Raw genomic sequence first — 22,249 nt, 5'->3', positions numbered from 1 at the left:
AATTATTGACTATTAGGCTTAATTATGTATAATTGAAAAATAAGGAAACAGCTTGGTTTAAGTGAGGTTAAGATGGCATTTTCAGTAGCAAGAAACAATACATGGACGAATGACGGTAAAGCAACGAAAGCGTTCTTTGAAGCGCAAGGCGCTACAGTAAAGCCTTCTCGACTTCATGGTGATTACGATGTGTTTGTTGATGGAAAGCACGTAGCCTGGATCTTCAATAACAAAGAAGATCAGATTGAATTTCTTACTTCAAAAGGTTTAATCAAATAAGACCTCACCTAACGCCACCATAGAGAGATAAGCATCATGAGCAAATACATTTTACCTTCAAAATACCCTACCCTAACCGAAATCACGCTAGGCTCAAATAAGAATGTACACGCAATCACTAAGCGTGACCGTTTTCTGGATAATGGATACTGTGTCCAACTGATCAAAGAAATCCCAATGAAAGTTCAGTTTCAGGGTGACTCGTTAGTACTGGATCAGGAAGCATTAAGCGTTATCGAAAAATGCCGTAAAGTGGTTCACACAAATCATGAATACCGCGATTGTGAGGTATACAGCCTAATCAGCGAAGATGAGCGGTTCATGGTTATGGGTTACGAAAACGAAGAAGAAGTTGCCGAGCGAAAAGGAACATTCTTAGGCGGGGAAGGCTACTATGATTTAGCGAAAAAGATTAAGGAAGAAAATTTAGCTAAATTCTATGCCGTTAAAATCTTTGACACAGACAAAGAAGAAGTGAATTACTGATTTGTTAGGGGGCGATATAATTGCCTCCTTATTTTATTTTCACAATAAAAAAGGCTGATTTGAATCAGCCTTTAATTTTATGAGTTCTAACCGACAAATTTCGTTAGTGGGTTCTCGTCAGCCCACGTTGCGATTTCGTTTGCCGCACTTTGAATTTGTTCTAGATTTTCACTGATTAACCCTACTTCGGTTAAGCAATTACATCGGAATTCAGGATCTTCCATCACATCAGGATATTTAGCTAAGATTGTTTTGACGAAGCCTTCGATTTCATCTTTGGCTTCGTCATAATGCTTCATATCTGAAGTGATGATTGAAATGTGAGCAAAGTGCTTTGTTTCAATCATTACTTTGTTCATATTTCTTAGCTCAATTTCCAATTAAATGAAGTGATTACGCTAAAGTCGTTATCAGGGTCTAGGATTTCCATCATATCGCCTTTGATGTGTACAGGTGTTAGCTCCCATTCGTACTCATCATCGCTATCTCGCTCACCCATTTTAACTTCTTCTTCATGGTGCTTTTTGTCTGTAAGATGATTTTCAAGAGCTTCCGCGTGACTTTCAAAAGCATATGGTTCGTCATTGTCATCGCGTGGTAAAGAGTAACCATGACCGCACTTGATTAGTTCGATCCAAAGAATTTTTGCTTTAGTATCTGTAGTGTTCATCTTAAACCTTTACTTGTTCTTAATTAGTGTATTAATTATATATTTATCACGCTAAAAGTCAATTTAATCAAACCTATTTTTAATAATTAAATTACTTGACTTTGGTGATTGTGCGCGTATAATTAAAAACACGATAAATTATGGATGTAATCATATGTACGTGGCTAAGTTTACAAAAGATAACGCTAATAAAATCAGTGAGCTATTTGCATCGCTTAATGGGTATAAACGCCAATCCGAACCGCTTAAGTTTGATGATAATGGCAACAAGAATTTCTATGCGTTATTTAATGCAACTAGTGAATACAGCTATCTAGATCACATCCATAAAACGGTGTTTGGCTGTGTTTATGAAGAGTTTGAACAATGCATTTTCATTTCATTCGCGGTCATTAACGATTATCTGCAAAAGATGGATATCTCTGCATGTGAAGGTGAGCTAATCGGCTTTGCCAAGTCTTGCCTAGAAGGTCAGGAAAGCGCTCTTGAGATTCTTTCATCCCAGGTTAAAGATGATATCGAGAACCATCTATTCAAACACAAGATTGAGAGTGGCGCTTAAGCGCCTAAAAAAGGACATCACCATGAAATTTTTATCTGTATCAATTGAAATCCCATCTTACCCTCAAGCGTCAAACGATCAGTTCCTTGATTTAAAAGGTAAGCTTGATATCGGTTATGTCACGATTAAGCACGAAAGCGGAAGACAGGCGCTAGTAGACACGCAAACTTACATGCTTGACTTAGAAACTCGCAGCGTTGTTTGCCCTATGTCGAATGAGCTTGAAGAGTCAACACTGCTTAGTGGTGATCTAGATGACCTAAATAAGCTGTCATTTGAAGTGTTCGCAGCGTTTGATGATTCAGCATCAAGTGATTTCCATTATGGGGATGCTAAGCTTCTCCTTAGTGATGATGCTGGAGAAGAAAAGTTAATCAGCCTCAAGGTAGAAGATTAAGTTCTTACAGTTACTGGCTTTCAATTAACTACTGGTTAGAAGTCAAAGGTGATAAGTGACTAATCTATTATTAAATAAATTTGCAGTTGAAAACGGATTTTTTATTAATAAAGATTTATCTGTTGAAAAATCTTTCGACTTTGATAATGAGGATGATGCAAAATCACTCATTGCGACACTGGAAAAGAGTCACTTCTTTCGAGCCGATATGTCTGATGGTGGCGATATTGAAGGTGAGCCTTGGTATGTAGTCACTGTTTACATTGATTTAGACAAGGTGTGTAAGCGTGATGTTACACTATCAATGCTGCAAAGTGACTATAAAGCCAGTATCTGATTTGGAGGTTTACTGAAAGTAAATGGAATGTTTCTATGCTTAAGTATGCATTATTATTGATTTCTGCACTGTTTATTAGTGGTTGCGGAAAAGAAGTGGTTAAAGAAGTTTCTAGCTCATGTGAATTCAAGCTGATTGGATACGACAAGCCACACAAGTACGGTACAGCCAAATTTTTGGTTAATGGTAAAATTGTCTCACTCAAAATGGGGAAGCATCAAGTTCCTAATGAAAAATACGGAAGTGTTTTTACAGGGGTTTGTGGTCAAAAGACCTATGAGGATGGATCGCTAAAGAATACTTACGCTGTTTCATTTAGAACAAAAATGAAGCCTGGCTCTTCTAAGTACATGCTTCCTAACTACTAATTTAAATAAGGGTAACAAGATGGCAGATGCAGTTTTTATCGGTGACATTGTTGAATCTAACGGTAAAACAATCAAAGAAAACAACTTTTCACTAAAACATGAGTATCCGATCATGTCTCAAGTTAAAGTTGTCTCTTATGATTCATGGTTATCGCGTGAAAGTGAGGTTATTCAAAATGCAGTAAATGCGGGACTTCCTTTTTATGTCGTTCAGCATATTCGTGATTGTGATGGCACTCCCCTTTACGCAGTGTCTTTTGTTCCGTTAACCGCAACAGAAGATGAACGGTTGAACGAAAAATACTTAAGCATGGTATCGAAAGACCGTTCGCTTAGAGCAGACCTGAGCGCATTTATCCAGCTAACGGATCTTGTAAAAACATTCACGCTTTTTGGAATGCATTCAGATGACTTGGAAAGGGTTTAGTGGTTTGCTATGCCTAGATTGACTGAACAACAACTGAACGACAAATCTGAAATGATTGGTCGATTATGCAATACAAGATTTGGATTTGAGCGATCATTATCCATCGTACTGAGTCGGTTTTTAAACCAGGACGAGATTAAGCTGGCAGTTAAAGCGGCTAAAAACAGAGATTTCGAAACCTTTGAGTACATCACTCAAAGGGTAAAGCCCTCAAAACAATCCAAATCAGAATCATTGAAGGCTTTAAGGAAATCACCACAAAGGCGGTTGCCTTTCAAAAGTAGTAGCATCCATACTCGATAACACAGCGCATGTGTATTCGCTTGTGTCGCCGTAGAACTTTGCATCTTTGAATTGGTTATCAGTCGTCTCAATTACCTGAAACTCCATCGGGTAATTCAGGTAGCGATTATACTTTGCATCAAGCATTCGACCTTTCAGCCTTATTGAGAAATCCTTCCATTTGTTTTCTAATGTAAGGGTGCATGTTTCAGGGTCAAACTTGTGATGACCTTCGATTTTGAAATTCTTATCCTCTCGCCACTGATAACTGCGATTGGGATCAAAATCAGGAATGCTATTTTCCCCGTCTCTGGGATTGTGGGCTTCTAGGGTGATACTGAAATCGTCAAACCTTGTGTTTCTGACTTTTCGGTCATTACGAATGTCGTACAGTCGGCTTAGGTGAAGCTTGTATCTTTGAGGATGCTCATTTGTTCTGAAGCTATCCCATGAAAGTGTGGCATCGGGCTTGCTGTAATCTAAACTACGATAATTAGGTCCCTGATAGTAAATGCACCCTGATAATAGTGCGCCAACACTAAGAATTGGTATGAGTTTAAGCATGTTGTGATCCTATTTTTTTAAATCATACCATGAGCAATTCGTTGAATAAATTAATTAATAACAGCATACTTCGTATGCAATCTTCAATGTGAGGTCTTTTCTGTGCGAGTAGGTTTAATTGGACATTCAGTAGGTATTTCAGCCCCAATTTCTGGTGCTAAGCATATGACGCGTAAACCGCATGTTAATGTAGGTACGATTGGACATATAGATTATGGTAAGCAGACGTTCGTTACATTGGCTGTGAAAGCCTACTACAAAGGCTCATATCGTCCATCCTCGTACTTTGAGCAGCTTGCACTACAAAGCTCTGGAAAAGGTGGAAAGAAAGCAAGAAAGCGGATTCGAGGCTGGTAATTGCAATGGGGATGCATGATTAAGCGCCACGATATTATTCTCAATCCTGGCGCAGATCAATCTTGCAAAGCGCATACAAATGGGCAGATTGTTAAATCTTGGAAAAAAGACTTGATTGCCCTATCTAGCGTAGCTTGATTTAAGATCTCTATTAAACTTTCGATAGGTCGATTTTGTTATAGCGCTTATGACCCAAATCGATATTAAGCGCTGTAGCGGCTTCTACAATGCCTGCCTGTGCATGGTCGATGTCATCCATACCAAGAACCTCATATGGCGTTAGCGGCTTGCCACCAGCCAATCTGACACACTTTAAAGAGTGCATAAGAGCATCTGCAACTTGCTCGATAGATTCAGGGCTAATGACGAAGCTTTTGGTTGGTTGGTGATACTTCATTTTGAACTCTCAATTTAGTACGTTGTTATGATCGAAAAAAGGAGCTAACGCTCCTTTCCTCTAATAATCGCAGGATTATTCTTCGACTTTGCCTTCGAAGTAGCTCAGTAGAGAGCCAATTGTCACTAGCTTCTCAGCATCTTCATCAGGGATTTCTACGTCAAACTCTTCTTCAAGAGCCATGATAAGTTCCACTTGATCTAAAGAATCCGCGCCTAGATCGTCATTGATATGTGCTGTTTCAGTAACTTCGCTTTCGTCAACGCCAAGTTGCTCAACAACAATCTTGATAGCACGTTCTTTTAAATTAGCCATTTCTTAATCCTTTGTTTTTTATTCAATTAAATAATGTACGAGAGAAATAATATTGAATAAATTCAGGTTAAGCAAGTAAAAAATAGCTGGTCAGATATCATTTGAAGAATAAATGGTCGCCTTAGCTAAGACGACCATTTATTTCATTTCCTATGCGGCTTCAATTTCAGTTTGAAGCTCTTTGATTGTTTCATCTAGTTCAAAACATTGGTCAAGATGATAAAGTTCAATAAGCTTTAGCATGAACTTGGCAGGAGTTGAGGTGCGAATTCGGTGTAATGCCACTGATACCACTTGAGGCATGTGCTCTTTGTTATCAATAAACGATTTTTGGTTTACTGTATCAACCAGGACGTATTCATTAATGTTGCTTACAGCATCGTACACGCTGCTAGGAAGCGTTTCGCCGTTCATTACAGCCGCTAGTTCTGGGTGGATAACAGAGATTGTTTCGTCGTGCAGTTTAACAAAGTTGCTAGTCATGGTGGTGTCCTTAATTACAAGTTATCTTGATGTTTTTAATTATACACACTCAAATCAGAGAGTCAATATATTTAATTATTAAAAATGAAGATGGAAATAAAAAAAGCCCTTCACGAATGAAGGGCTTGATGTTTCCTTTTACCGCTTATTGGCTTGCGCTGTCTTTGGCTTTTTCATACTGCATAGCGCCATCAAGCAGTTCTTGTTGACGCTTCACGGCGTTTTCAGACGCAATCTGATATGAGTAAGACTCTGTGACGCTATTGATAAACGCTTGAGCTACAAGCATTTTCAGGTTTGATTTTTCTTTTTCAACTGTGTCTTCCGAAAAATCTGAACCTTTAGTCAAATTGGTATATTGATCAACAAGGTTATCGGTAGTATCAGAAAGAATAATGTTAATAAACGCAATCTTATCTAGTAGAGTTGGATTTTCAAGATCTGTAAAGCGTTGACCTGTGACCTTATAACGGGTCATTTTGTATTCAATCTCTGCAAGATCTGCAAGTGTTAGCTTCGGGTATGCAACCGCATCTGTCTCTGTGGTGTACGGCATAGTCGTTTGTGATGATTTTGACGCCGATTCAGCTTCCGTTAATTGAGTTGACTCAATCTGTTCAATGCGACTTGATGCCATTGCATTGCCTAACATTAAACCAGTCGCTAGACCAGTTGCTCCGTACATTGCATTTTTAGTAACACTAGAACCTGAAGTGTTCGTAACTGTTTTTTCAGGTTTGACTTTATTCCCTGGTGTAGCCGCTTTACTGATTTTAACAGGCTTAGGCGCTGGAGCAGGCTTAAAAGCAGGTGCGCTGATTCTGATCGGGCTTGAACGGAATTTAGCGCTAGCAGTGGTGCTTACCATTGATGCTGTAGCTGCGATTGTTGCGATTAGCGCGTAAGTCTTAAATTTCATTGGTATGTTCCTTGGTGAGTCTTTATTTTTTAATTACTTAGGAATCCCTAAGATGTTCAGTAATTATACATAGTAAGGATTGTCGGTCAACAAAATATTTAAACAAATAAAAAGGAGAAAAGAAAACCATTGGTTTTGACTGCTTGCAGTCTTTAATATACACGGTCTTTAAAGCGTCTATTTATTGGTTGAAAGGTTGAACATGGTGGGATCTGCACTCTTACAGTCGAAATCATCCCAATTCCCAAAATCAAAAATGTCTGGTTCGTGTTCTGCGTTAAGAGCTTCGACCATTTTGCAAAATTTTTCTTTATTGGTTGTTTGATATGCTGACGTGGTTCGATATGAACCAGCGTGAACTCCCATATTGCTAAAGGGTTGGCTTGCAATCCTTAATGACCAAACATAAACAAACTCATCTTTCCGCCAAACTCGCTCATAACATGGGAAAACCTTTTTCTTAAGCGTTCCATGAATACGCTTACAGTTCTCGATTGATTCTTTGATTTTTTTAGTGATCATAAGTGATCCTTTGCTCCAAATAATAAGGCACTTAATCTAAGTGCCTTACGTGTACGAAAAACCTCTATTTGGGGTGTTAGGGGCTTTAATGGTCTTAAACGAACAGCTCGCTTGCTAGAACCGCATATGCTTCAGATAGTAATGCGTTAGGTTCGATCACTAGTTCTTCTTGGTAGAGTCGGTGGAATACTGTGTCATAATCCTGATCGTTAGTGGTCAAAGTGAAGTTTAGTACAGGGTCAAAAAGAAGGTTTTGAGGCAGTTCAGCCTTTTCGCTACGACTGGCTTCAATTACTTCAAGCATTGACACACCCTTTTTCTCGATGTGTGCTTTAATTTTATCCATGCCAATAAAGCGTTCATTTGTGCTTTGATCGACTAGTAATGCTTGAACGCCATCATTTTCTACATCGATATCGACGTTTGCAATGCTAGCAATAGTGTGAAATTGAGAAGCGAAATTAAACCCTTTCATTTCAGAAAGCTTTACAAAAGTTTCGCTTAACTTTAGCTTGTCGCCTTCATTGATTACAAAGTCTTCATTAACTTCGATCAGTTCGCTAAAGTAAATGTAGGATGAGTCAGTAACAACGGTCTGGTTTTTGTTCCAGATGTCACAAACAATACCTTCGTCCGTTGTGTAAACTTCTACATAAAACACACCAGGAACACTAAACCAATATCCGCGTTCAGTTGTTCGAATAGTTTCAAATAACTGCTGGACAGGTGTGTAATCTGGAAGCTCGATAGCAGTATTGCCATCAAGAATGACAAACTTTTTATTTACCGCAACGGGAACAACTACATCACTTGTGAAATTTCCAAATGGTAGTGATAGCTTAGATGCAGGCACAGTAAATGGCAGTGAGATGTAGTCTAAGCAAAGTTTGTTTTCAATTGAAGGTTTCATGGTGTGCTCCTTTTGTTTATGTTTCTATTATACATAAATAACAGGCTCGGTCAATTATTTAATTATTAAAAAATAAGGTTAAACACTAAAAAAGCCCCATAACGGGGCTTAATAAAAAGTTCAATTACCAGTTAATCGATAAACTGAGGATCTTCGATGGGTTCATTATCATCAGAAAAGTCAAATTCTAGCCACTTTTCGCGAGGGATTTCAGGGTGGGCTTCCATCCCATTAGTTAATGATCCGTACACCTCCCATGAATGGAGGTTATCAGGAAAAACATCTTCCGTAGGTTGATAACCCTTGTGATGCTTACCTTTTAGATACAAGTCATGGTGACTTTCTACGGTATTCGGCATTGACAAATCTCCTGTAGGATCGGCGTGACTTATTGCTGAACTAAGTTGAATGTTCGAACATGATAGGATTCATGACCGTCAGTAACAAACCAATATTTTGTTGATGAGTTCCAAACAGCATCAGTCAAGGCTGTATAGCCAATATTGCATTCTTTAACCGTATGGTTTGGCAGAATGGTTTCACAAGAAATCGCGCATTCTTCGTCATTAAGATCGATTGTAAACGATGAGAATTTGATACCGTTAATCTCAACCAAATCAGCATTTTCAAGCATTTCAACCAGGCTTTGAGTTGGGTGCTCACTAATGTCGAAGTTAAAATCACCGCCTTCGAATTCAACCAGCAAGTTAACGATATCAACATTGCTCTTATGGTCAATGAAATGATCAAATTGTTCGATTAGCCCTTCATCGGTATTCAGGTCTTCAATGTCGTAACCTTCACCTTCTAAAGTCTCTCGTAAACAGTCTTGAAATGCATCAAGAATGCGATTCTTAGCAAATACAACTAGATAATCGTATGCGCCAGATTCGGTTGAGAATACACGCACTGGCGGAATGTGAGGGATATTGCCGTTTTGCTCTGATGCATATGCTTGAGTAAGCGTAAATACTGTGGTTGTCATGGTGTGTGCTCTTTTATGTGTTAAATTAAAATAGAGGGATCAGGAAGCCAGCGCCCAAATCAAGCTTTTCACTGGCAAGCTCTTTTTTACAAAAATCATATAGCTCATCCTGTAGAGAATAAGCTTCCCGTTCCCAAGGTTGATCTTTGTATAAATCAAAGTCAGATTCACGTTGAATTGAGGACGCAACGCTTAGCTCTACTCTTTCAGACCCGTTATTCCAAATAAATTGATCGTTATTGGTTCCAAAAGACAATTGACCTGTATAAACCTGCTTGGCATGAACTAATTCATGGCAAAGGTAGATGACCCAGATGGTGAAGCTTGATTCTTTGTTAAGATGAATGGCAAAATTTTTGGTGTTACCATTTTTAACCTTCAAAACCGCGTTTTGATTTTTAGGAAGCTTTTTAAAGCCAATGGTTAACGTAAGTTTTTCATGTTCAGGAAGTAATTTTCCAACGACCAGGTTTACAACTTTAGTTAGTGCTGGAACGTACATTCTGTTAGCTTTACTGCCTGATTTTTCGAACTTAATGTTAGCCATAGAGCCTCCGAAAAAATTATTATTTATAATTACAGATATATAAGAGTCGAGGTCAATTAAGGGTTAATTGTCCCGTTATGCGAGTTACAGCGTAGATACTTCGCAATAAACTACTTGGCTCTTAACAAAGTTCTCAGCTTCATCGAACGATTTAAAGTCGAAAGCGGCATTATGATGATAAGTGTCAAAACGTTGATTTCTTGATAAGAAACGACCTGCGCTATCAATAACTAAGAATTTCATGAATTGACCCCTCTCTTGTCGTCATCTTCTTTTTCATGCTTGAGTTAAATTATACATAAATAATTTTCAAGGTCAATATTTTAATTATTAAAAAACAATGTAATATAAGGCTATATGGCTGGCGAGCTTAACACTCACCAGCCATTAAATTTAGTTGCGTTGCTCGAAAAACTCGCGAATTTTCACTTGTTCGTTTTCGTGTTTTTCAATGCGCTTGGCGCGACCACCATTGATGTAAGCGTGAATTTCTTCGAAATCCTCAAGATTAATTTCGCTATCAAGATCAATGTTGCGGTACTCAACTGAACAAACTACCTTGTGCATAGCTACTGGTAATGTGTCATCAACTACCACACCGCCAGAAATGCTTAAGCCATGCTCAGAAAGAGCTGCTTGAAGTTTATTGAAACGAGCGATGTTGTTTTTGAATGCTTGATTAGTAGTCATGGTGCGTCCTCTTTAGTTACAAGACCTAGTGGTCTTTCTTGTTTACAAGTATACACCAATAAGCCATTAGGTCAATAATTTAATTATTAAAAATTAAAGGTATTTGAATTGACTTTTAAACCATTAAATGTATAATGAGTACATAAAGTTAATAAAGGACACCGCCATGAAAAACGTAGATATTAAATTCAATCAAGACTTAAGCAAGTTCCGCAAAGTTAATGCTCTTTGGGTTCATATCTCTGAAAATGCAAACATCAATGTTATGGAACATGCTTCTCTAAAATGGTTTATGATCCCGTTAGAAAGCAAGAAAAAGCCATCTAACGAAGATGTATCAATGGCTGTTAAAAAGGCGATTGAATGCAGCGGTATTGAGCTTAAAGCAGGTCTTAATTTCTACGTAGCTGACCGTGAAATGATGAATCCACTAACCTTGAAAGAGCTGGATAAGCTGGTTACGGTTCAATACACAGCAACAGAATGCCAGGATTAGGGGTTTAGCCCCTTCTCCCATAGTGAAAAGAAAGAATTGGATATTCCCCATTTATGGGGTAAAAGTAATAAAACACGGAACGATGATAGCCTTGATCATGCTTCCGTAGTAATGAATAGCTTAATAACAGGAATAAAAACATGCCATCAGAAGCCATTGTGAAGTCAGTACAGCAAGCGTACAAATCGCTAAGAGAATCACTACCTGACTTCGAGCCTCGTTCGCACCAAAATTATCTGGTAGGCGAAGTAACTAAGGCGATTTCTGGCGATAATGAAAACAATATTATCGTTGCCGAGGCAGGTACAGGGACGGGTAAGTCTCTGGGGTATCTCATGGCTGCGATTCCTGTTGCTAAGCACTTAGGCAAGCATGTTGTTGTATCTACAGCAACCGTAGCGTTACAAGAGCAGTTAATCGATAAAGACCTACCATTTTACCGAGATCATATCGAACATATTGATTTCGATATCGCTAAAGGTAAGGGGCGCTATTGTTGTGTAGAGAGACTACAAGGCATTGTCACTGGTAACGGTGATGTTACCTTTGATTTCAAACCAACGCATGAAGATAGAGAGGTTTACAAGAACCTGTTTGCGGATTTGAAGTCTGGTGAATGGAAAGGTGATCGCGACTCTCTAAAAAAACCTATTGAAGATAAATTGTGGAACGTGATTGCAAGTGGCGCACATACTTGTAAAGGTAAACGTCATGTAATGTGTCCATTTCATATCGCTAGACGTGAGCTTTCTAAGGCAAATGTAATTGTTGCTAACCATGCGCTTGTAGCAGCGGATTTATCACTTGGCGGTGGCATTATCCTTCCTGAGCAAGATAACACTATCTACGTCTTTGATGAGGCTCATCATCTTCCAAACATTATTCGTGATGCTCATGCAGGTTCATTTAGCTTGTCAGGTTCAACGACTTGGGTCATGAATTTGTACACGTACATTGAACGACATGCATCGGTGCTAAACGTTAGCTCCGAGGAACTTCAAGAATTGGCTATTGTGCGTGATGACTTCTCTATTACGCTCGATGAGATGGAGAATGTCTTTAAGCAATGCCCCTTTACTGATAAGGTATTCCGCTTTAAAAACGGTGAGATCTCAAGCAGTGATTACGAAAAATTCAATGACCTAAAAAGCGCATTGAAAAAGCTAAGAAAACGTATTGGACGCGTAAGGACTTACCTTGAAGAAAACGAGGAAAGCTTTTCGTCAGCAGACTACGATCAGTTTAATAGCGATATCAATTTTCATTATTATCGATTAGAAAACATCCATGATGTAACAAATCAATTTCTCAATAATGATGAGACACCGCTTGCGAAATGGTTGACGATTACCGAGGATAACCGTGTTAGCGTTCACTCATCCCTGTTGGATGCAAGTGAAACCATTAAATCGTCGCTTCTTGATGCTGCTCATGCCGTTGTAATGACATCGGCAACCTTATCTACTCTTGGTAATTTTGAATACTTTAAATTGCTTTCTGGTGTGCCAGATGAGAGTAAGTTTATTCGTTTAAGTAGTCCTTTTGATTACCCTAATAACGCTGAACTACTCATTCCGCAAATGAACGTTAATCCAAGCTCAAGAGAATTCACTAATGAATTGATTGAAAAGTTAAATGAGTACTTATTTGACGAAAATTACGACTCTCACTTGGTTCTTTTCTCGTCGTACAAGCAGATGAACGAAGTTGCTGATCAATTAAAGGAAAAGATTGAGGCTAGCAAAATCACATTTGGTATTCAGGGCAAAGGCGCTCGTAATCGTATCATTAGTAAACATAAAGAAGCCATTGATAAAGGTGGTCGCTCTATCCTTTTTGGTACACAAGGATTCTCAGAGGGTCTTGATTTAAAGGGTAAGTATCTTACTCAACTTGTAGTGACTAAAATTCCTTTTTCTGTTCCTACTGAGCCAATTGATGAAGCTTATGCGGAATTGGTATCTACACGCGGTGGTAATCCGTTTATGGAGATCTCAGTCCCAGAGGCATCAAGAAAGATGATTCAGTCAGTTGGTCGTTTAATTCGAACCAAGCGAGATACAGGTCGATGCATTATCCTTGATGATCGAATTGCTACGAAGAATTATGGTAAAAGTATTTTGAAAGACTTGCCTCCATTCAAACTTAATACAGATTACAAGTCGCTTATTGACCTTTAATCTTGCCTATGTATAATAATTAAAAACAAATAAGGAATTATGATTATGAAATATGGTAAACTGGCTCAAGATTGTGGCGAAAGACTTCCTCTTGAAGTAATGCGTTCTGCTGCTGGCTATTACATTGGAACAAGTGAAGATGGAATGCCGTTTAGTCGCGAGTCGGCTGAATATTTCGATAATCAGAGCAAGGCGGAAGCAGCGCTTGAAACTGGAAACTGGACACAGCGAATGACCCCTTAAGGGGTCTTTCGGTATTGAGGTGATTATGACGCTCGAACAGAAAATGATTGCAGTTCTCAATGAAGCGAATGGCAGTAACGTTGGCGCTTGGGATATGGCAAACAAGATTTGGGATAACTGCATGACTAAGTCCCAACCTGGTAACGGTGCTCGAATTGCTCACCTACGAAGAGTTGGTGAAAACAGTAAGAAGGTAGGCTCTTTTGTATTTTCCTGTACTCAAGAGCGAATGTATTATCTCAAAAAGGATGAGGGTTCATGCGAGTAGAGAAAAACATTCCCTATCAGTTAAGTGTGGATTTCGATGAGCTGTTTGATCGGCTAGAAGCTGGTGAAACTATCGCGGGTTTTTACGATAAGCAGTTCACAGCGAGCGAATACGTTCATCGTGACGTTTGTCAGCTAGAGATGAAGGAAGGGGTCATTAATGGTGGTGTTCGCGGTTTGGGTTGCTTACATCTAAGTGAATTCGATGTGAAGCTTTACAACTCCAAAAACAAAAACAATCCAGTTAACCTAAAATCTCTCTTTGTTTTAAGCTGTGAAGCAATTAACTTGGGGTGGATTAAGCCTTGAAAAATATTAAGCAAGCTGCATTGAGCTTTCATTCCCTAGATGAAGAACAAAAAGATTATGTTTTAGCAACTCCGCCGTAAACCCTCGCCCGATCAGGGCGGGGATATAAGGCGGTTATCTCGACAGAGATAAATATTGACATTTCGAATCATTTATTAGATATTCCTCAATGAATTCATAGTGTTTTATTGAAATGTTACGAGCCACGAAGATACGCATTTACCCAACACGAGAACAGGCTGAGTTTCTTGAAGCTCAGTTTGGCGCGGTTCGGTTCGCGTATAATAAAGCTCTACACATAAAAACTCACTTTTACAAAAAGAAAAACATTTCATTAAGCCTTAAAAAAGAGATAAAACCATTGTTATCTCAGGGTAAGAAATCCAGAAAGTATTCCTGGTTAAGTCAGTTCGATTCCATTTCTTTGCAGCAATCGATCATCAATCTTGATAAGGCTTTCTCAAACTTTTTCAATCCAAAGCTAAAAGCTAAGTTTCCTAAGTTTAAGCTTAAACATGGTTATCAGAGCAGTTACCATTGTACTGGTCTAAAAATCCTTGAAAACGCAATCAAAATCCCGAAATGCAAACCTATCAAAGCTAAGATCCACCGTGAGATAAATGGAACGCTAAAAAGCATAACCATCTCTAAATCTAGCACTGGTAAATTTTATGCTTCAATTCTGGTCGATTGCGGTAATGAGGCACCTGCCAAACCAAAACATATCACAAAACTATCAGGTTTCGATTTAGGGCTGGCAGATTTCCTTATTAGTGATAAAGGTGAAAAGATTGCCAATCCTCGGTTTTTAATTAATGCATATAAAAACCTAAGACGGAAACAAAAAGCCCTGAGTCGATGTAAAAAAGGCTCTAAAAATAGAGCGAAAGCAAGACTATTACTTGCCAAAGCTCATGAGCGTGTGGCTAACGCTCGGAATGATTTTCAGCACCAGCTTTCAAAACGAATTATTGACGAAAACCAAGCGATAATTGTTGAAACGCTAAAATCATCCAACATGCTAAAAAACAAACGACTTGCGAAACATATTGCTGATGCGGCTTGGGGAGCATTTGTCTCTAAGCTGGCATATAAAGCTGAAATGTACGGTAAGTGGCTGATTAAGTGTGATCAGTGGTTGCCCTCTTCAAAGACCTGCTCTTGTTGCGGCTACAAGATGGATAAAATGCCACTCCAGATCAGAGTATGGACTTGCCCGAGTTGCAATGAAGTACATTGTCGAGATACTAACTCAGGCAAAAACCTGCGTAATGCAGGGGTAATTGAATTAAAAGCGGCTGGATTAACCGTTTCTGCTTGATGATGCCTGCGTGAATCCTAATCAAGAATTAGGTTGCGGCAAACGATTCAAGAAGCCTCGCCCGATAGGGCGGGGAGAATCACATAGTAATTTGATAAATTTAGGGTCAATCAGTTCATGACAACCATTAAAAGAAAACACCCCAAAAAGAAGGCTCAGCGGCTTTTAGAACATGCTGGCGTTAACCTATCTCATTTACCTAAAGAGTATCTAGAATCAATCACTTGCCATATTTCCCATAATGAAGTCCAAAGTTACTATGAGTTTGGCTTTTATCTGAATGAGGATATCGACAAGCTAAAGGAGTTTATGAGTCTTTGCTATCCAATTAAGGTTGTTACCTCAAAACCTGAACTGTTTAAGTTGAGGCTAAAGACTGGCGATGAGCATGTGCCGTTTACGCACATTAATGGGTACTATGAGGATAATATCTTTGTCTGTATCTATGCGATCCCTATTCAATTGGTAAATGCGCTTGAAGAAAAGCTAAAGCAAGAAAAGCAGAATTCTAAATAGCGCAAACCGAAATCATTTTAAGCAGATAAAAATAACGCCCTCAGTGAAGGGCGTTATTTGCATCTTTACTTCCGATAAAACCAAGGGAAGAAATACCTATGAAAATAAGACCTGAAATGATGTGACCTAGATTCTGGTGCTTAACCTGTGAAACGCTTAAATCCAGGAATAAGAACGTAAATGGTAATGCGATTGGCATAAACAATCCAATGGTTAGAGATAGCACTAACTCATTAAATTCATATTTGTACCCTAGCCTTTTTCTGATTTTTGAGATCAAAAAAATACTGCCTATACCGAGCGCCACCAGCCACCAATAGTAAGAGGCTCCAATATCTTGGCTGAAACGAACGGACTCACCACAAAACATTAAGTACGCGACGAAAGTAATTGAAATAACGATTAAAGTAAAAGGGTTAATTCTTTTCACAAGAAACTCCGTAAAGGTTGTCAATTGTGATAACGCTATCTGCCATCTCTGCCATTAGCTTTCTGGAAGATTCCAGATCTATTTGATGCTGGATGTTAAGCCAATACTCAGGAGTAGTGTTAAGAGCTATAGCGAGCCTACTAGCTAACTCAACAGTTAATGAGGTTTTACCATTAATGAGGTTGCTCACAGTATTTCTGTGAACATTAATAGCTTTAGATAGGTCAGAGATTTTTATGTTCATTGGTTCCAAGAAGTTTTTTAACAGAGTCTCCCCTACACTTCTTGAAGTTAATTTTGAATCAGACATTTATATATCTTAATAAATAATTTATTTATCAATTATCTAACTTAATCGGATAATTTTCAACATGCTAATGTGACCATCTTCAATCATTTTGGTTAAAGCCAGCTTCTCAGCTTCGATGAGGCGAAGCACTTTCTCGGCTTCTTTTTGAGTGATTGGGTCACTATCTTTTCTGAAAAAACATCCATCAATAAGATAATCACCTTTTGCATTACTGTACGCATGGTCACAACCAGGGGAAGCGATAAGGATCTGTTTGATTTCATCAAAATCCTTTAGGTCTACCCCGATAACAACCTTCACCATGTTCGGCTTAATTTCGATAATTTTCATTTCAGGCTCTCGCGAGATTAACCACCCTCGATACCGAGGGTGGAAATAATCAATAGTGGTTATTTAGCTCGTGACGCATCTCATCACTGTTCAAGCCGAAATGATCAGCAATGTTCGACAAGCCAAAGCCTTTTACATACCATTCCTTAGCCTGTTTGTGTTGCTCTACTGTAAGCTTGAGAGAAACAACTTTTTCTACATTCGGTAGATCTTCAAGCTCTTGGATAGAGACAAGTGTTTGGTTCGAAATTGGAACTTCAAGCTCAGAATTTGAGTATGCTGGAGCATGATGAATTGCTTTTGGCTCAGTTGTAATAACTAGCACTGAACCGTTGGCTTTGTTGCCAATATTCGAGAAATCCGTAAGAGTGATGCTCTCAAAGTCAGGGGTAACAGCTACGTATTGCATACAGAATCCTTTTTTGAATTGGTTTATTCTTTACTTGGTATTTCCAAGATTTGATTTAATTATACATTGTTAATGCTCGTAGTCAATAATTAAATAATTAAAAAACCTCACTTTAATAAATTGTTTAATTTTACTTTTACGCTAATTTATGTATAATAATGAAAAACAAAGCAGGGTATTTCTAATGACTGAAGCCAATTACTACACGAAGAAAGAAGTGACAGAGAACACTAAATTTACAATTGTGCTTGTAAGGAAGTCTGGAGCGTTTCAGCAGGAGTATGGATTTCTTGATGAGTCAGGATGCCTTGTCGGGCTTAAAAGTAGAACAGTGCCTTATATCGCGGCTAATGGCTACACGCAAGCCAGTAACATGATCGAAAAACTGAAGATTGGAGCTGAGTATAACGCCCTACCTGCGGTTAAAGATTATAGTGGCAGTTACATGGTAGAGAGAGCCAGTGACTACGTTGAAGATAAGCTAACAAGCCAATTACGAGAGCAATTGAAGTCATTCCAGGAAACCATGAGAAGAAATGGTCAATTCACGGGACAGACATACGAAAACCAAGCCTAATTGTTTTTCCCATCAAAGATGGGTTTAATTCAATAAAGCATAAAAAGGCGCACCATAGTGATTGGTGCGCCTTTTATCGTTCTTTGTTCATCTATTTAAAGATAACTTGTGCAAAACGGTAAATATTAAACATAGCATTTTCTCTAAGTTTATGACCGCTGCATTTTCTCATTTCATCTGGGAAAATTGTTTCCATATGCTTTTTGGCAAGTTCAATGCCCTGTTCTGGTGATAGGTTTTCAGCATAGAGAAGATCAATTAATGAGTATTCTAAAGTGACTAGAATATCATATAGCTCAGGGTCTAGAGTTTTTAGTTCCTCAAGAAGCTTGATGCTGTCTTTGAGTGTATGAATATCTTGCATTCGGGTCTTAATCCGAAGGCATCCAACTTGAAAATTGTCTCTGTCAGAATACTCGTTTAGAGAGCGTAACAAAAGTTGTTTCACAGTGTTATCTAAAATATGCTCGGTAGATACCAGTACAAAAGCATGAAACTCATGAGCTGCCAGGAACTCTTTGTGTTCGAGAGTTAATGGTAAGTCTTTTGCCATAAGCAAATCAGTTTCTCTCAGGATTCGGATGTTTTTATGATTGATTGCGCCATAATGCGCCATTTCTAAATCGCTATAGATGGCTTTGAACTTAATGATAGAATCCATATCCGAAAGCTCAGGAATAACAGTGCATCGTTGACCAAAGGCATTATCATGCTCAAGCAGTTTTTTAAATGCAGTACACTCTTTGATTTCATCGTCTTCACTCAGGGTAATGCGATACATCATCCCTCTGGTATCGGTGTATAGGTGAATGATGTCATTTGTGTTTTTGCCAATAGCCACCGCAACAGTAATGTTTGGTGTAAAGAGATCGGTTTTCAGTTTTTTGTTTTCACTAAAAAGTTCCGATAAAAATTCTGCTTGAGTCTTATCCATTATATTTGCCTGTTAATTTAGTTTATCGCAATTATACAGCTTTTCAATCAAGAGTAAATAATTAAACAAATAAAAAACCCTGCAACTGTTGCAGGGTTTTGGTGTTAGGTGCTTACTTATTATTTTACTGTGTAGGTTGAGAGCAGCTTGATAGCTTGCTTGTTGCCTGCAACATCTTCACTGTTAATCCAGAAGGCGTATGAGCCTTCACCACGGTGAGGTTTGATTTCAAATGTAGCCATACCGTACTGGTCTGCGATACCGTTAACCGCTAGTTTATGGTCTTGAGCGTTAGATCCTGGTTCGTCACTCTTTGTGATAGTCACCGTAAATGGCGTGTTTGGCTCAAGATTAACACCGCCCTCAAATAAACCAGTGTCCTGGTTGTAACGCGGTGAGCCTTTGCGTTGGTACTTGGCAACAGTGTCGATCTCGAACTTAATTTCCTTTTGTTCGGTGCCGCGCTTATTGCTCAGGTATTTCATCACATAGTGACCATCTTCCAAATGAGGCAGGGTAACTGTCTGCATTTGACGATCATCGCGACCACGGCGGTGACAATATTGGTCTGATTGTTGAGAGCCGCTTTCAGTGTTAATTACAGTGTAGTCAACACATTCAAAGCGCATGGTTTCAAAAACGAATTCTGGCGTTGAATCGCTGGTGATATGGTCATGGCTTGAGATGCCTGTGTCAGATGCTGGGTGCATGTATCCCCATAGTTCTGACGCAGAAACAGAAGCTGAAGCCGTAGCCGTAGCCAATACCAGTACGATTGCAGACAGAGTTTTTTTCATTAAGCACATCCTTTAAGTTGCTATTTACTCGTTTTTTTATTGCAAATAGAAATAACTATTTGCGGTTTAAGCAGCGATTTCTTCTGCTTCTTCATAGGCTCCAGAATTTTCTGGTGCTTCAGAATCTTTTAAAGCGGCGATTTGCTTTAGGTTTTGCTCAGCTTCAGCATTGTGAGAGTTAATCTCACTCACTTCACCAGCTAGAGAAAGAATAAGTTGCGCAACGGAAACATCCATTGTTAGCTCAATTTCTTGATTGCTTTCAATTGCTTCTGGAGTAACTTGATCCGCCAAAGATGTTACGATGTTACTCATTTTATCTACTTTTTTAGGCGCAAGTCGTAGCTTCTTAAGCTTAGAAGTTGTTTTCGTTTTAGGTACTTTTTTGCCTTGTGTTTTAGCAGCCTGCTTTTCTGCTTTGGCGCGAACCTCTTCTTTAGCAATCGCCAGAGCTGCTTCAGAGCCACATTTACGGATGTTACACCAGGCACTGGTTGCTGAGTATTCACCAGACTGAATCATTGCTTGTAGCTCCACTGGGGCTTTAAGCAGTTGAAGGTAGTTAGATACCTGAGCAGGGGTTGTTCCCAACTCTTCAGCGACTTCAGTTTGAGTCATACCCAATTGCTTCATGCGGTGGTATGCACCAGCAGTTTCCATAGGTGTTAGCTCGCGCCCTTCTGATGATTTAATCATTCGAGAAAGTTGAGCGATCTCATCTCCCTGGACTTCAATAACTTGGATTTCATCTACGTTAGCGCCCATAGACATCAGCTTTTGAAGTGCGATTGTGCGGTGATGCCCTTCGATAACCTTAAGGCGTTGAACACCGTCAACTTCTACGACAACGACTTCAATTGGCGGAACATACTTACCGTCAGTGTAAGAACGAACAAAACCTTCGACGTGATCTGGACAGATTTCGCGGACGTTGTAGCCCTCTTCGATCCACAGAAGACGCGGGTTAGCTTTAAAGCCATTGATACGCTTAACGTCAACATTATCTTCATTGCTAATCTTGCGTAGAGTTTGGTTTGTAACTAGAGCGACCCCTGTAGCAGTTGCTGAGGCCGTACCGATTGCCTTCTTAGATTTCGCCATAGTTTGTTCCTTCTTTCGTATTCTTTAATTGAGCGCTACACACGCCTTAATGTTTACTATAATACATGAATCAGGGTAAGAGTCAATATTTAATTTCGCCTGATTGATCCGTTTTATTTGATCGTATCCTCTATCACTAGCGCACTTTTAAAAATGCGCTAGATACAGGATTAGCCAGTATTACCAGTGGGCGTTTAAAGTCATATGGTCGCTCAAACAAGCTAAATGTGTGCAGTTGTATGTGTGAACTGCTGATTGCAGTTTAGATGCTGTTTCACGAGGAAGTTGAACAGCATAAAGCACATCAGAGAAATCAAAACCACCCTGCTCTTCAAGCTTTTCGAATGCCTGCTTAACACTGCTGATGGCAACCTGGTTACGCTCATCTTGAGGAATCGATAATGCATATGCTTCAAGCTCAGCCATTTCATCTTCGCTCACGCTGCTGCCTGAAAAATCAGGGTTTGGTAATTTTGTAAATGCAATTGCGAAAAACTTTTTGTCGGTATCTGAGGCATTCAGTTCAACAAAATCTGATTTTAGAATGTGCTGTTCTTCTACTTCAGGCATGGCATCAGCAAAAGCATTCCATGCTACACAGTAATCTGAATAATGGATCCCGTTATCAATCAACTGATTGGCTACAAAGTTTTTGAAAAGAATTCGTACTACCATTACAAAGTCATAGCTCGCTTTACTTTCCACATTCAAAGCTTTCACTTGCTTGCATAAAGTGGTGAATGTACCGTTTGATAATTCAGTGATCTTGTTCAAATAAGCGCTTTGAGCTGGAGTGAAGGTTTCACCTTTAAGAGCCATTTCATTGATACGATTGTAAGCGATCTCATTGCAAAGCATAGGTAATCCTTAATTGATTTGGTTTACATTATTTATATTCCTGATTATACATTGATAAGCCTGAGTGTCAATATTTAATAATTAAAAAAGGCGTAAACATCCTAGATATTTACGCCTCATCATTATTTCAAACTGTTATGTGTTAGTTGAACAGCCCATTATGGAATGCTTCATTAAGAGCTAGTGAGATTCTTGATACATCTTGCAAGCCGATAAAGTATTTGATGCTACAAAAATGCTTGTAGTCACCCGATTTAGTGTCCCTTGCCAAGATGGAGATTTGCTGCCCTTCATTGTGTCCGTGACCGCAAGAAACAATAATGTGAGAGTTATGATAAGGGAATAACGCATCAGCTTTGAATTCATCCTGATACTTATCATACATAACGTACTCAGCACATCGGTACGCATCCATAACTTCATTGTTTTTGTCGGTTAGCTTGATCTGGCGAAGTGCATTCAAGATTTGCTCTTCAACTTCCGCATTTGTGAGAACGCGATCTAAAGTCAGCAATCCTGGCTTTTCAGGATTTGGTTTGTATAGGTCTAGACGAACTTGAAAACTTTCATTGTCATCAAATGATACTTCGTATTCAGTTTTAAAAAGTTGTTTAGAATTCATGGCGGTTCCTCGTTCTCGATTTATGATTCCATCATAACATCATAACTCTGCA

39 protein-coding genes are annotated in these 22,249 nt (G+C 39.0%); 16 read left to right on the top strand and 23 right to left on the bottom strand.

All coding sequences use genetic code 11. From position 1 onward, the window contains the following. Positions 1–72 precede the first annotated feature (72 nt). The gene (locus tag R7P80_RS00515) at positions 73–279 is read left to right on the top strand and encodes a hypothetical protein (protein WP_020330748.1); all 207 of its coding nucleotides are present in this window, start codon (positions 73–75) and stop codon (positions 277–279) included. A 36-nt stretch (positions 280–315) separates the two neighbouring features. Beyond that, on the top strand, positions 316–765 hold the full coding sequence (locus R7P80_RS00510) for a hypothetical protein (RefSeq protein WP_045592316.1): 450 nt from the start codon (positions 316–318) through the stop codon (positions 763–765). 86 nt (positions 766–851) lie between these two features. Here R7P80_RS00510 and R7P80_RS00505 read toward each other — a convergent pair whose 3' ends face one another. After that, positions 852–1,124, bottom strand: a complete 273-nt coding sequence (locus R7P80_RS00505; RefSeq protein WP_045592315.1) for a hypothetical protein — start codon at positions 1,122–1,124, stop codon at positions 852–854. A 5-nt stretch (positions 1,125–1,129) separates the two neighbouring features. Further along, positions 1,130–1,435: a hypothetical protein gene (locus R7P80_RS00500; protein WP_020330752.1), complete on the bottom strand. Its 306-nt coding sequence runs from the start codon at positions 1,433–1,435 to the stop codon at positions 1,130–1,132. A 154-nt stretch (positions 1,436–1,589) separates the two neighbouring features. Between R7P80_RS00500 and R7P80_RS00495 the strand changes: the two genes are divergently transcribed. Genes R7P80_RS00495 through R7P80_RS00475 form a run of 5 tightly spaced genes read left to right on the top strand, consistent with a single transcriptional unit; the run spans position 1,590 to position 3,526 of the window. Further along, entirely contained in the window at positions 1,590–1,997 is a 408-nt protein-coding gene (locus tag R7P80_RS00495; protein WP_318096366.1) for a hypothetical protein, read from the top strand. Positions 1,998–2,019: 22 nt separating this feature from the next. Then, the gene (locus R7P80_RS00490) at positions 2,020–2,394 is read left to right on the top strand and encodes a hypothetical protein (protein WP_020330754.1); all 375 of its coding nucleotides are present in this window, start codon (positions 2,020–2,022) and stop codon (positions 2,392–2,394) included. 55 nt (positions 2,395–2,449) lie between these two features. Beyond that, positions 2,450–2,731, top strand: coding sequence for a hypothetical protein (locus tag R7P80_RS00485; protein WP_318096363.1), 282 nt, complete (start codon positions 2,450–2,452; stop codon positions 2,729–2,731). A 35-nt stretch (positions 2,732–2,766) separates the two neighbouring features. Continuing rightward, the gene (locus tag R7P80_RS00480; RefSeq protein WP_038128483.1) at positions 2,767–3,099 is read left to right on the top strand and encodes a hypothetical protein; all 333 of its coding nucleotides are present in this window, start codon (positions 2,767–2,769) and stop codon (positions 3,097–3,099) included. 19 nt (positions 3,100–3,118) lie between these two features. Then, positions 3,119–3,526 carry a hypothetical protein gene (locus R7P80_RS00475; RefSeq protein WP_318096361.1) on the top strand — a complete coding sequence of 136 codons (408 nt, stop codon included), beginning with the start codon at positions 3,119–3,121 and terminating at the stop codon, positions 3,524–3,526. Between the two features lie 252 nt (positions 3,527–3,778). On the opposite strand, the gene R7P80_RS00470 is transcribed toward R7P80_RS00475, so the two are convergent. After that, on the bottom strand, positions 3,779–4,372 hold the full coding sequence (locus R7P80_RS00470; protein ID WP_118895493.1) for a hypothetical protein: 594 nt from the start codon (positions 4,370–4,372) through the stop codon (positions 3,779–3,781). 102 nt (positions 4,373–4,474) lie between these two features. Between R7P80_RS00470 and R7P80_RS29400 the strand changes: the two genes are divergently transcribed. Then, positions 4,475–4,729, top strand: a complete 255-nt coding sequence (locus R7P80_RS29400) for a hypothetical protein (RefSeq protein WP_155399608.1) — start codon at positions 4,475–4,477, stop codon at positions 4,727–4,729. A gap of 151 nt (positions 4,730–4,880) precedes the next feature. On the opposite strand, the gene R7P80_RS00460 is transcribed toward R7P80_RS29400, so the two are convergent. From R7P80_RS00460 to R7P80_RS00410, 11 genes are all read right to left on the bottom strand, one after another. Next, entirely contained in the window at positions 4,881–5,126 is a 246-nt protein-coding gene (locus R7P80_RS00460; RefSeq protein ID WP_021486259.1) for a hypothetical protein, read from the bottom strand. A 75-nt stretch (positions 5,127–5,201) separates the two neighbouring features. Next, the gene (locus R7P80_RS00455; RefSeq protein ID WP_021485435.1) at positions 5,202–5,441 is read right to left on the bottom strand and encodes an acyl carrier protein; all 240 of its coding nucleotides are present in this window, start codon (positions 5,439–5,441) and stop codon (positions 5,202–5,204) included. Between the two features lie 150 nt (positions 5,442–5,591). Continuing rightward, positions 5,592–5,924, bottom strand: a complete 333-nt coding sequence (locus R7P80_RS00450) for a hypothetical protein (protein WP_021485883.1) — start codon at positions 5,922–5,924, stop codon at positions 5,592–5,594. Between the two features lie 145 nt (positions 5,925–6,069). Continuing rightward, positions 6,070–6,843, bottom strand: coding sequence for a hypothetical protein (locus R7P80_RS00445; RefSeq protein ID WP_318096358.1), 774 nt, complete (start codon positions 6,841–6,843; stop codon positions 6,070–6,072). A gap of 177 nt (positions 6,844–7,020) precedes the next feature. Beyond that, complete coding sequence (locus R7P80_RS00440) at positions 7,021–7,365, bottom strand: hypothetical protein (RefSeq protein ID WP_256430190.1); 345 nt, start codon at positions 7,363–7,365, stop codon at positions 7,021–7,023. A gap of 94 nt (positions 7,366–7,459) precedes the next feature. Continuing rightward, complete coding sequence (locus R7P80_RS00435) at positions 7,460–8,275, bottom strand: hypothetical protein (RefSeq protein ID WP_118895496.1); 816 nt, start codon at positions 8,273–8,275, stop codon at positions 7,460–7,462. A 131-nt stretch (positions 8,276–8,406) separates the two neighbouring features. Next, a complete protein-coding gene (locus R7P80_RS00430; protein WP_318096354.1) occupies positions 8,407–8,634 on the bottom strand; it encodes a hypothetical protein in 228 nt (75 codons plus the stop codon). Positions 8,635–8,663: 29 nt separating this feature from the next. Further along, positions 8,664–9,260, bottom strand: a complete 597-nt coding sequence (locus tag R7P80_RS00425) for a hypothetical protein (RefSeq protein WP_318096352.1) — start codon at positions 9,258–9,260, stop codon at positions 8,664–8,666. 25 nt (positions 9,261–9,285) lie between these two features. Continuing rightward, positions 9,286–9,807 (bottom strand): hypothetical protein, encoded by a 522-nt coding sequence (locus R7P80_RS00420; protein WP_053317366.1) that lies wholly within the window; start codon positions 9,805–9,807, stop codon positions 9,286–9,288. Positions 9,808–9,891: 84 nt separating this feature from the next. Beyond that, on the bottom strand, positions 9,892–10,050 hold the full coding sequence (locus tag R7P80_RS00415; protein ID WP_155399605.1) for a hypothetical protein: 159 nt from the start codon (positions 10,048–10,050) through the stop codon (positions 9,892–9,894). Between the two features lie 150 nt (positions 10,051–10,200). Then, a complete protein-coding gene (locus R7P80_RS00410) occupies positions 10,201–10,497 on the bottom strand; it encodes a hypothetical protein (protein WP_020330769.1) in 297 nt (98 codons plus the stop codon). Between the two features lie 166 nt (positions 10,498–10,663). Between R7P80_RS00410 and R7P80_RS00405 the strand changes: the two genes are divergently transcribed. The 7 genes from R7P80_RS00405 (at position 10,664) to R7P80_RS00375 (ending at position 15,829) form a co-directional block, all read left to right on the top strand. Next, positions 10,664–10,993 carry a hypothetical protein gene (locus tag R7P80_RS00405; RefSeq protein ID WP_045592302.1) on the top strand — a complete coding sequence of 110 codons (330 nt, stop codon included), beginning with the start codon at positions 10,664–10,666 and terminating at the stop codon, positions 10,991–10,993. 140 nt (positions 10,994–11,133) lie between these two features. Continuing rightward, entirely contained in the window at positions 11,134–13,173 is a 2,040-nt protein-coding gene (gene dinG, locus R7P80_RS00400) for an ATP-dependent DNA helicase DinG (protein WP_318096348.1), read from the top strand. Positions 13,174–13,218: 45 nt separating this feature from the next. Next, the gene (locus R7P80_RS00395) at positions 13,219–13,416 is read left to right on the top strand and encodes a hypothetical protein (protein WP_020330772.1); all 198 of its coding nucleotides are present in this window, start codon (positions 13,219–13,221) and stop codon (positions 13,414–13,416) included. Positions 13,417–13,441: 25 nt separating this feature from the next. Beyond that, positions 13,442–13,684: a hypothetical protein gene (locus R7P80_RS00390; RefSeq protein ID WP_318096346.1), complete on the top strand. Its 243-nt coding sequence runs from the start codon at positions 13,442–13,444 to the stop codon at positions 13,682–13,684. After that, positions 13,675–13,992 (top strand): hypothetical protein, encoded by a 318-nt coding sequence (locus tag R7P80_RS00385; protein ID WP_020330773.1) that lies wholly within the window; start codon positions 13,675–13,677, stop codon positions 13,990–13,992. The genes R7P80_RS00390 and R7P80_RS00385 overlap by 10 nt, the downstream gene beginning before the upstream one ends. A gap of 193 nt (positions 13,993–14,185) precedes the next feature. Next, entirely contained in the window at positions 14,186–15,313 is a 1,128-nt protein-coding gene (locus R7P80_RS00380) for an RNA-guided endonuclease TnpB family protein (protein WP_318096343.1), read from the top strand. Positions 15,314–15,430: 117 nt separating this feature from the next. Continuing rightward, a complete protein-coding gene (locus tag R7P80_RS00375) occupies positions 15,431–15,829 on the top strand; it encodes a hypothetical protein (RefSeq protein ID WP_318096341.1) in 399 nt (132 codons plus the stop codon). A gap of 40 nt (positions 15,830–15,869) precedes the next feature. Here the strand turns inward: R7P80_RS00375 and R7P80_RS00370 are convergent, their stop codons facing one another. The 4 genes from R7P80_RS00370 to R7P80_RS00355 are packed head-to-tail and all read right to left on the bottom strand — an operon-like array spanning position 15,870 to position 17,308. Beyond that, positions 15,870–16,259: a hypothetical protein gene (locus tag R7P80_RS00370; protein WP_318096340.1), complete on the bottom strand. Its 390-nt coding sequence runs from the start codon at positions 16,257–16,259 to the stop codon at positions 15,870–15,872. Continuing rightward, complete coding sequence (locus tag R7P80_RS00365) at positions 16,246–16,569, bottom strand: HigA family addiction module antitoxin (RefSeq protein ID WP_241619388.1); 324 nt, start codon at positions 16,567–16,569, stop codon at positions 16,246–16,248. Before R7P80_RS00365 ends, R7P80_RS00370 begins: the two co-directional genes overlap by 14 nt. A 36-nt stretch (positions 16,570–16,605) precedes the next feature. After that, the gene (locus R7P80_RS00360; RefSeq protein ID WP_020330775.1) at positions 16,606–16,899 is read right to left on the bottom strand and encodes a hypothetical protein; all 294 of its coding nucleotides are present in this window, start codon (positions 16,897–16,899) and stop codon (positions 16,606–16,608) included. A gap of 49 nt (positions 16,900–16,948) precedes the next feature. Next, on the bottom strand, positions 16,949–17,308 hold the full coding sequence (locus R7P80_RS00355) for a hypothetical protein (protein WP_020330776.1): 360 nt from the start codon (positions 17,306–17,308) through the stop codon (positions 16,949–16,951). Positions 17,309–17,492: 184 nt separating this feature from the next. On the opposite strand from R7P80_RS00355, the gene R7P80_RS00350 reads away from it, so the two are divergent. Further along, complete coding sequence (locus tag R7P80_RS00350) at positions 17,493–17,885, top strand: hypothetical protein (protein WP_045592292.1); 393 nt, start codon at positions 17,493–17,495, stop codon at positions 17,883–17,885. Between the two features lie 91 nt (positions 17,886–17,976). Here R7P80_RS00350 and R7P80_RS00345 read toward each other — a convergent pair whose 3' ends face one another. The 5 genes from R7P80_RS00345 to R7P80_RS00325 form a co-directional block, all read right to left on the bottom strand. After that, positions 17,977–18,819 (bottom strand): hypothetical protein, encoded by an 843-nt coding sequence (locus R7P80_RS00345; RefSeq protein WP_241619386.1) that lies wholly within the window; start codon positions 18,817–18,819, stop codon positions 17,977–17,979. A 119-nt stretch (positions 18,820–18,938) separates the two neighbouring features. Then, positions 18,939–19,616 carry an Ig-like domain-containing protein gene (locus tag R7P80_RS00340; protein WP_241619384.1) on the bottom strand — a complete coding sequence of 226 codons (678 nt, stop codon included), beginning with the start codon at positions 19,614–19,616 and terminating at the stop codon, positions 18,939–18,941. A 66-nt stretch (positions 19,617–19,682) separates the two neighbouring features. Continuing rightward, on the bottom strand, positions 19,683–20,717 hold the full coding sequence (locus R7P80_RS00335) for a ParB/RepB/Spo0J family partition protein (protein WP_318096338.1): 1,035 nt from the start codon (positions 20,715–20,717) through the stop codon (positions 19,683–19,685). Positions 20,718–20,897: 180 nt separating this feature from the next. Next, positions 20,898–21,575, bottom strand: a complete 678-nt coding sequence (locus R7P80_RS00330; protein WP_318096336.1) for a hypothetical protein — start codon at positions 21,573–21,575, stop codon at positions 20,898–20,900. 142 nt (positions 21,576–21,717) lie between these two features. After that, a complete protein-coding gene (locus R7P80_RS00325; protein ID WP_045592287.1) occupies positions 21,718–22,197 on the bottom strand; it encodes a hypothetical protein in 480 nt (159 codons plus the stop codon). Positions 22,198–22,249 lie beyond the last annotated feature (52 nt).

The organism is Vibrio sp. 2092 (genome assembly GCF_033339635.1).
Lineage (GTDB): Bacteria > Pseudomonadota > Gammaproteobacteria > Enterobacterales > Vibrionaceae > Vibrio > Vibrio alginolyticus.
The sequence above is the reverse complement of the archived record's forward strand: the minus strand, read 5'-3'. Positions and strand labels throughout refer to the sequence as shown.